1 protein-coding gene is annotated in these 9,887 nt (G+C 69.3%); it reads right to left on the bottom strand.

Annotated elements, in window-relative coordinates; translation table 11 throughout:
• Nucleotides 1-243 precede the first annotated feature (243 nt).
• Nucleotides 244-9,714 carry a non-ribosomal peptide synthetase gene (locus tag ON32_RS29510; protein ID WP_157224055.1) on the bottom strand — a complete coding sequence of 3,157 codons (9,471 nt, stop codon included), beginning with the start codon at nucleotides 9,712-9,714 and terminating at the stop codon, nucleotides 244-246.
• Nucleotides 9,715-9,887: the final 173 nt, after the last annotated feature.

Genomic DNA, 9,887 nt, shown 5'->3' with positions numbered 1-9,887 from the left:
GCCACGGCGCTGCCGTCGCGCCCGTTCCCGTTCCTAGCATCGGTCCGGTGCACGCCGCTCGTTACCTGCCGGTACCGGCCTCGGCCCGCGGTACCCCGTCGGCTCCGAAGTATTGATTATCGCCCGACGCCGCCCGACACCACGCCGCCGAGGTAACCCCGGTCGTGGGGGCACCCCGGGACGCGGCCCGGACAACGGCCGATCCGCCCACGGTCGAACCGGTCGCGAACCGGCCCCGACGGCTCAACTCAACAGTTCGGGCAGGCTGCACACATGCGGCACCCGGGACCATCCACCGCCGGGCCGACCATCGGAGTCCAACACCAGCGCCTGCAGATCCTCCAGCGGCTCCGGGTCGATCCCACCGAGCCCGGATCGGTCGGCCCACAGGTGGGTGACCCATTCGTCGGCCAATGCCTCGGTGAGCTCGCCCGCTTCCGGCACCAGGATCATCGAGGCGCCCGCCGAACCTGCCGCCACCGCCTCGACCAGAGCCGCGAAGCTGTCCGTTCGACCGTACCGGAAGGTCCGGGACTCGTAGGTCAGCTCGGTGACCGTGCGCAGCCGGGAAACCACCGCCGCCAACTCGTCGTAGCCGATCACCTGGCCGTCGCCGGCCACGAATACGGTGTCGCCGCCGCGCAGCGCCCGGATTCGATGCGCATAGGTGACCGGACGTGGCGATTCCGCGGCGATCTCCGAGATGACCGGCATCTCGTCGAGTACCAGCCACTCCACCTCGGGCACCGCCGGCACTCCGCCCACCACGAGCCCCGCCTTGGCCACCAGACCGGCACCGGCGGCGGCCTCCAGGGCATCCACCGGCACCACGGCCGCGCCGGCCTTGAGCACCGCCCAGGTGGCGATCACAGCGGTCACCCCGCGTTCGAGCGCGACCACGACCCCGGTGCCGGGGCCGCATCCGCGACCGATGAGCACCCGCGCCAACTGCGACGAACGGGCGTCCAGATCCTGATAGGTCACCGCCTCTTCGCCCCACACCACCGCGGGGCCTTCCGGGTCCTCCTCGACGGCCGCGCCCAGGGCCTGCGCCAGCGCGGTGCCCGCGGTGGCCGTCGGCGCCACCTGCTCCACACTGCCGCTCATCCGTTCCCGCTCGGCGGCGTCGAGGATATCGATATCGCCGACCCGCACCTGCGGATGGTCGGCGACCGCGGCGAGAATACGTTCCAGCCGGCGACCGAACGCCTGCACCGTGGCCTCGTCGAACAGATCGGTGGCATAGCTCAGCACGGTGACCAGTTCGGCCGGAACACCGTGACCGTCGCGCCGCGGATCCACATTGACCTGCAGGTCGAACTTGGCGGCGATCGCGCCCTCGTCCAGCATCGTCACCCGCAGACCCGGCAGTTCCAGGGTGGCCTGTTCGTTGTTCTGGAACGACAACACCACATTGAACAGCGGGTTGTGCGCGGTCGCCCGACCCGGTGCCACCACCTCGACCACCCGCTCGAACGGGATATCGGCATTGGCGAAGGCCGACAGATCCGTTTCCTTCGCGCGGTCGAGCAGTTCGGTGAAGGTCAGCGTGGGCTCCACCCGGGTCCGCAATGCCAGAGTGTTGACGAACATACCCACCAGATCGTCCAGGGCGCGTTCCCCGCGACCGGCAATGGGTGTGCCCACCGCGATATCGGATTCGCCGGTCAACCGGGCCAGCAACACCGCGACCGCGGCGTGCACCACCATGAACAGCGTGGCGCCGTGTTCACGGGCGAGCCGATCCAACGCCCGGTGGGTCTCGGGCGCCACCACGAATCCGGTGGCGGCGCCGCGCATGGACGGCACCGCCGGCCGCGGGCGGTCCGCCGGCAGTTCCAGTTCCCCGGACAGACCGGCGAGTTGGGTGCGCCAGTACGCCAACTGTCGCGCGGCGATCGAATCGTCCGCGTCATCGGTGCCGATGACCTCACGCTGCCAGATCGCGTAGTCCGCGTACTGCACCTGCAGCGGCGACCAGCGCGGTGAATTACCGCTCAACCGCGCCATATAGGCGGTCATCAGATCGCGGGCCAGCGGCGCCATGGACGCGCCGTCCCCGGTGATGTGGTGCACCACCAGCGCCAGCAGATACTCGTCGGTCCCGGTGTGTAGCAGCAGAGCGCGCACCGGCACCTCGGTGGTGACGTCGAATCCGGTGGTGAGCAGTTCGGTGACCCGACCGATGGGGTCGGTCGTGGTATCGATCTCCAAACCACCGCTGTGTACCTCGCTGACCGGCAGAATCTGCTGGTAGGGGGTGCCGTCCGGTCCCACCGGGTACCGGGTGCGCAGCGATTCGTGCCGTTCCAGCACATCGAAGACCGCATGCCGCAATGCGGAGACGTCCAGGTCGCCGTCGAGCCGGATGGCCAGCGGGATGTTGTAGGCCGGGGAACTCGTGTCGAACTGGTTGAGCAGCCACATTCGCTGCTGGGCCAACGACAGCGGAATCCGCTCGGGTCGTTCCACCCGGGTCAGGGCGGGCCGGTCGGCGACCGTGCCGATGCCCGGGGTGACCCGGGCGGCCAACTCGGCAACGGTCGGCGACTCGAACAGTTCCCGAACCGCGACATCCGCCGCCAGGGCCTCGTTGATCCGGGCCACCGCCCGGGTGGCCAGCAACGAATTGCCGCCGAGGGCGAAGAAATCGTCGTCCAGGCCGACCCGATCGGTGCCGAGCAGTTCCGCGAACACCCCGGCGACCGCCTTCTCCAGCGGGTTGGTGGGCGCCCGGTACGGGGCGCTGCCGGTGACCTTCGGTTCGGGCAGCGCCTTGCGGTCGAGTTTCCCGTTCGGGGTCAACGGCAGCGCGTCGAGCACCACGATCGCGTCGGGAACCATGTAGTCGGTGAGGAATTCGGCGACCTGCGCGCGCACCTGCGCCGGCTCGACGTGCACCTGCTGCTCGGCGGCCGGAACCACATAGCCGATGAGCCGATCGCCCGCGGGCCCGTCGGTGCGCACCAGCGCCACCGCCTGCCCGATTCCCGGACAGCGCAGCAGTGCCGCCTCGATCTCACCGAGTTCGATTCGGAAACCGCGCAACTGGACCTGTTGGTCGCCGCGACCGGCATATTCCAGATTGGCGCGACCCGCGAAACCGGCCCAGCGGCCGATATCACCGGACCGGTACATCCGCGATCCGGGCGGGCCGAACGGGTTGGCCACGAACCGTGTGGCGGTCAGACCGGGACGCCCCAGATAGCCACGGGTGAGCTGGTCGCCCGCGACGTAGATCTCCCCGGCGACGCCGACCGGCGCCGGATGTAGTCGGTCGTCCAGGACGAACGCATCCAGACCGGGCAGGGCCCGACCGATGACGCTGGCCGGGTTGTCCACCGTCTGCTCGTCCAACGACAGGAACGATACGTGCACCGTGGTTTCGGTGATGCCGTACATGTTCACCAGCCACGGGGCATCCGAATCGGTGCCGCCCGGGCCCCCGTGCCGGCTGTACCAGTCCCGCAGCCGACGCAGATCCAGCGCTTCACCGCCGAACACCACGTACCGCAGGGCGAACCGTTCCGCCTCCCCCGCCCCGACGTTCGCGTGCGCGACCCGGTCGGCCTCGGCGAGCTGGTAGAACGCCGACGGGGTCTGGTTGAGCACCGTCACCCGCTCCCGGATCAGCAGTTCCCGGAACTGTTCCGGCGACCGGGAGGTCAGATAGTCGACCACGACCACCGTGCCGCCGTTGGCCAGCGCGCACCACAGCTCCCAGACGGAGAAGTCGAAAGCGAAGGAGTGGAACAGCGTCCACACATCGGTTTCGTCGAACTCGAACAGCAGTTGCGTGTTCGCGAACAGCTCCACCACATTGCGGTGCGCGACTCCCACGCCCTTGGGCAGACCGGTGGAACCGGAGGTGTAGATGACATAGGCGAGGTTTTCCGGACGCAGTCGGCCGAGCCGATCGGAATCGGAAACCGGTGCGTCGGAGAAGGTTTCGGCGTCCTCGAGCAACACCACCGGCAATTCGCCGAAAGGCACCGAGTCCTGTTCGCCGGCGGTGGTGAGCACGGCCGTCGGCGCGGCGTCGGCGAGCACGAATTCCAACCGCTGCGTCGGATATGAGGTGTCGATCGGCAGATACCCGGCTCCGGAGATCAGCACGCCGAGCAGCGCGACCGGCAGTTCCTCGGTGCGCGGAACCGCCACGGCCACCAGTGTTTCCGGACCCACACCCTGCGCGATCAACGCCCGCGCCACCCGGTTGGCCCGCGCCATCAGTTCCGTGAACGTGAGCGTGGTATCGCCGAAACGCACGGCCGCCGCGTCGGGCTGCTGCCGCACCTGCACCTGGATGAGGTCGACCAGCGTCACCTCGGGCACATCCACCCCGGTGCTGTTCCATTCCCGCAGCACCAGTTCGCGTTCGCCGGGGGCGAGCAGATCGATATCGCCGACGACCGCAGTGGCATCCGCGGCCACGGCACGCAGGATACGTATCAGCCGGTCGGCGTGGTCCCGCACGGTCGAGTCGTCGAACAGATCCTCGGCGTAGACGAACGAGAGCATCGCACCGGGTCGGCCGTCGGTCCGGTCGGCGAGATGCACCCGCAGATCCAGGTCGGCCGTCGCCTGTTCGACCACCGACGAGGTGGCGTCACCGGCGGTGAGCGCCACCCGGAAGGGGATGTACCCGGCCGCGGCGCGCACCGTGTCGAGCTCGGTCGCGAGGTGGACGGAGCCCCGGTCCGCGGTGCCGGACGCCTCGGCCGCGGTGCGGTGGGCGATGGCGAGCAGGGCGTCGAAGGTCGCGCCCGGGTCGACCGTGGTGCGCAGTACCGCGGGTACGGTCGCGACATCGTCGGAAGCGAACGCACCGACGGCCACATCCCGGGTTCCGGACAACCGGGCCAACAGGATCGCCAGTGCGGCGTGCACCACCGCGAATACCGTCGTCTCCCGCTGCCGCGCGATATCCGACAGCGCGATATCCACCTCGGCGGGGAGATCGAGGTGCACTTGCGCTCTCCGCTGCGACGCCATCGCCGGACGCGGTCGGTCGGCGGGCAGTTCCGGCTGCTCGGCGAGCGCACCGGGCGCCCGCCACCAATCCACCGGCGCGGCGAGGGCCGTCTGCGGGGCCACCCCGATGAAGCGGTCCACAGCCGCGCGCAGCAGCTCGGTGAGCGACCGCGCGGCGGGTTCGGTGACCGTATCGCGCCGGTACCACACCCGGCACCGCAACCGGGTTCCCGGCTCGACCACCACCGTCACCGGATAGTGGGTGTAGGTCATGGACGAGATGTCCACGACCTCCAGCCCATCGATGGAACCGCCTGCCTGCTGCAACCCCTCGGCATCGATCGGGTAGGACTCGTAGGCCACCAGGGTGTCGAACAGGCCGACGCCGCCGGCGGCGCTCTGGATATCGGCGAGCCCGAGGTAGTGGTGCTCCAACAGCCCGGCCTGCTCGGACTGGATCTGCCGGAGCAGTTCGCCCACGGTCCGGGTCGGGTCCAGTCGCACCCGCACCGGGATGGTGTTGGTGAACAGGCCGACCATTTCGTCCACCCGGTTCAACTGCGGCGGACGCCCGGAGACGACGGCGCCGAAGACGATGTCGTCGCGGCCGGTGAGCCCCGCCAACAGCAGCGCCCAGATCGCCTGCACCACCGTATTGACGGTGACCTCGGACTCGGCCGCGAACGCGCTCAGCGCCGCGGTCTCGGTGTCGGAGAGGATGAACTCGAGTTCACCGATACCGTCCTCCGGCCGCACCGTCCGGTCGGGACGGTCCAGAACGGCGGTGAGTTCGGTGGGCCGGGCTCCGGCCAGCACCTCACGCCACCGGGCCAGTGAGACGTCGGTGTCCTGGCGTGACAGCCACACCAGGTAATCGCGGTACGACGGCGCGGGCGGCAATACCGACGCGTTGCCGTCGGTGGCGTACAGGATCAGCAGATCCTTCATCAGCAGCGGCAGCGACCAGCCGTCCAACAGCAGGTGGTGTACGGCCAGCGCGAAATGGATACGCCCGGCCACCGTGCGGTAGACGGTGACCTGCGCCAGCGGTGCCGTCGCCGGATCGAACCGGGTGAGCCGCTCCTGGTTGATCCGGATCGGCAGCTCCACATCGGGGATATCGGTGCGGACCCGCCACGGCACCTCGGCCTCGTCCAACACCAGCTGCACCGGTGTGCCGTCGGATGTGGTCACGAAAGCGGTCCGCAGGGCGGTATGCCGGTCGACCAGGGCCTGGGCCGCACGATGCAGCCGATCCAGGTCGACGGTGCCGGCGAGTTCGAGGGCCAGCAGCATCACATAGTCGTCCGGCGCGCCCTGGGTGAGCTGCGTGTGGAAGAACAGTCCGGCGCCCAGGGGCGGCAGGGGCAGCACATCGGTCAGTCCCGGATACCCGGTCCGCCAGGTGTCGAGCTCGTGCCGACCGACGCGCACCAGCGGGACATCGGAGGGGGTGAGCCCACCGGCGGCCGGATCGTCCACATGCCGGGCCACCGCGGTGAGCGCGGCCATCCAGTCGTCGGCCAGTTCCCGCACGGCCGACTCGGGCAATACCCCGCTCGCGTACTGGAACGACACCGCCATCCGAGCCCCGTCGGGGCCGTCGGCGACGATCGCATTGATATCGATCGCCATACCGGCGGGCATGGCCGGATCGGGCTCGATATCGAACTCACCGAGCGCGCCGGTCGGCAACCAGGCCGACCCGTCGACACCTTCCGGCAGCTCGCCCGCCGAGATCCGACCCAGATAGTTGAAACCGATCTGCGCCGGTGGGCCGGAGAGCTCGGCGGCCGTCTCGGCGTCGAGGTAGCGAAGCAGACCGTAGCCGATACCGCGCTCGGGCACGGCCAGCAGCTGTTCCTTCACCGAACGCAACAGTTCCGCGGTGGTGGCCGCATCGCGCAGCGCCGCCTCGGCATCGATACCGGTCAGATCCAAGGCGACCGGATAGGCGCTGGTGAACCAGCCGACGGTGCGGGTGATATCGGCGCCGGGCACGACGCTTTCCTCGCGCCCGTGGCCTTCCAGCCGCACCCGGGTGATCGGCGCGTCGATCCCGCGACGGGTCCGCCAGGTCCGCACGGCCAGGGCCAAGGCGGCCAGCAGGCCGTCATTGGTCCCGGACCGGTACAGGGCGGGCACCCGGGTCAGCAGCACCTCGGTGATATCGGCGGGGATCTCGATACCGAATCGCCGAACGGTCGCGTAGGTATCCACCTGCGGATCGAGAGCACGGCTGCCCAAGATCGGGTCCGGAGCCGCCAGCACTCGCCGCCAGTGGTCGAGTTCCGCGCGCCGCGCCGGATCGGCGGCCGCGTCGCGCACACCGTGCGCCCACCTGCGGAACGAGGTGCCCACGGCAGGCAATGCCGGACGCTGCCCGTGCGACAGCTGCGCCCACGCCAGCACCAGGTCACCGATCAGGATGCGCCAGGACACACCGTCGATCACATAGTGGTGCACCGCGAGCAACAATGCGTCGGCGGCATCGGGCCGACGCAGCCACGTCCCGGCCACCATGCGGCCGGTGCGCGGGTCCAACCGCGCCACCGCGGAATCCATGGCGGTGCCCGCGAGCGCAGTGAGCTCCTCGCCGGTCGTGCCCGGGGGCACCTCGACCTCGGTGATCAAGGTGTCCGCGGCCACCGCACCGGGCACACCCACCTCGAGCCGGTATCCGTCACCGTCCCGGACCAGGCGGGCGCGCAGCATATCGTGGTGGGACAGCACGGCGTCGAAGGTTTCGACCAACCCCGCTCGGGTGATGCCGTCCGGCAGGGTCAGCACCATGTTCTGGGAGAAACGCCCGAATACCCCATCGGCGAGATACTGCGCCAGGATCGGAGTGTTCGGCACGTCGCCGATACCGCCGCCGGGCAGTTCCGCCAGCACCTCCACCGGCGTCGCGTCCCCGAACACCGCGACCTCGGCGAGCGCGGCCACGGTCCGCCGCTCGAACACGTCCTGAGGGGTGAACAGGATGCCGGCGTTGCGGGCGCGGGAGACCAGCTGGATCGACAGGATGCTGTCGCCGCCGATGGCGAAGAAGGAGTCGTCCACGCCGACCTGCTCCACATGCAGCACCTCGGCGAACAGTTCGGCCAATCGGGTCTCCATCGGACCCGAGGGCGCCCGCGACGAGGTCGTGGATGCGAACACCGGTGCGGGCAGTGCCTTGCGGTCGAGTTTGCCCACCGCGTTCAGCGGGATCTCGTCCAACACCATGATCGCGGCCGGGATCATGTAGGCGGGCAGTGTTTTGCCGAGGAATGCAGGCAGCGCGTCGGTGTCCACACTGTGGCCGGGGGTCGGCAGGATGTAGGACACCAGCGCGGTCGCACCCGAGGGCAGTGTGGTGCCCAGGGTGACGGCGTAGTCGATATCGGAATGTGCGGTGAGCGCGTTGTCGATCTCACCGAGTTCGATCCGGAAACCGCGAATCTTCACCTGGAAGTCGGTACGGCCCAGGTATTCGATGGCCTCGCCGGCGGGGGTATCGATACGACGCGCCAGGTCACCGGTGCGATACAGCCGGGCACCCGGGTTACCGGTATCGCCGCCGAACGGGCTCGCGACGAACCGCTCGGCGGTCAGCCCGGGTCGGTTGAGGTAGCCGAGCGCGAGCGCGGGTCCCGACAGATACAGCTCGCCGGCCACACCCGTGGGCACCGGCCGCAACCGCGCGTCCAGCACGAACACCCCGAAGCCCGACAGCGGGGTACCGATGGTGATCTGCTCCTGCGGATCCATGGCGTCGGTGCTGGTGGCGATGATCGTGGCCTCGGTGGGCCCGTAGGAGTTGAAGAAGGAGTGCTCGGCAGCCCAACGAGCCACCAGTTCGGGACCGAATTTGTCCCCGACCACCGCCACGGCTTCCAGGTCGTCCAGACCGGTCGGATCCACGGACTCCAGCGCGGCGGGGGTGATGAGCATATGGGTCACCTGTTCGGCCGCGATCAGTTCGCTGACCTGGTACCCACCGCCCACGGTGGCGGGGGCGACCACCAGCGTCGCGCCAGAGGTGAACGCGAGCAGCAGCTCCAGAATCGAGACGTCGAAATTGGGCGAGCACACGTGCAGGACCCGCGAGTCGCCGGTCACCCCGTAGTACTCGTTGGCCGCGGTGACCACCATGGCCAGGCCGCTGTGGCAGACGACGACGCCCTTGGGTTTACCCGTGGAGCCGGAGGTGTAGATGACGTAGGCGGGGTGCTGCTCGTAGAGCGGGCGCACCCGGTCGGTGTAGGAGATGGGGTGGCGGGGGTGACGCGCGATCCGCTCGGCGTTCAGCGGATCGTCCAGTTCCAGCCAGGTGGTGGCGGAGCCGAGCGAAGGGCGATGTGCCGCCGTGGTCAGGCCGAGGATCGCACCGGAGTCGGTGACCATATGGTCGATGCGGTCGAGCGGGTAGGAGGGGTCGATCGGCACATACGCCGCGCCCGTCTTGGCGATCGCCCAGACACACAGCACCGATTCCAGGCTGCGGGCGATCCCGATGGCGACCACATCGCCGGGGCCGACACCGCGGGCGATCAATTCCCGCGCGATCTGCGAGGACGACTCGTCCAGCTGCCGGTAGGTGAGCTCACGCTGGTCGGCGGGATCACCCGTGGGGTTGTATCGAATGGCCACTTCGGTGGCGGCGGATTCCACCGCAGCCGTGAGCAGCTGTCCGAAGAGTGGGCTGCCCGAGCGGCGCCGACGGCTGCCACGAGCGGAGCGACGGGCAGTTTCCATTCGAGTGCATTCACCTCTCGCGTCGAGTCCGGGCCCGGCCATGCCCTCATATCCTGGGCATCTACCCCGAGGCAGGCGCGGCCTGAGCCATCATACGGTCGACCGCTGTACGGCCGTCGCCGCGGCGGTCGTCACCGCGGCTCTCCGGCGCTGTATCGAGGAAGAGCCGCCGG

Origin of the sequence: Nocardia paucivorans NBRC 100373, from assembly GCF_000308675.1 — a bacterium.
GTDB lineage: Bacteria > Actinomycetota > Actinomycetes > Mycobacteriales > Mycobacteriaceae > Nocardia > Nocardia paucivorans.
Note: the sequence above shows the minus strand (reverse complement) of the source record. Positions and strands in the feature narration are given on the sequence as shown.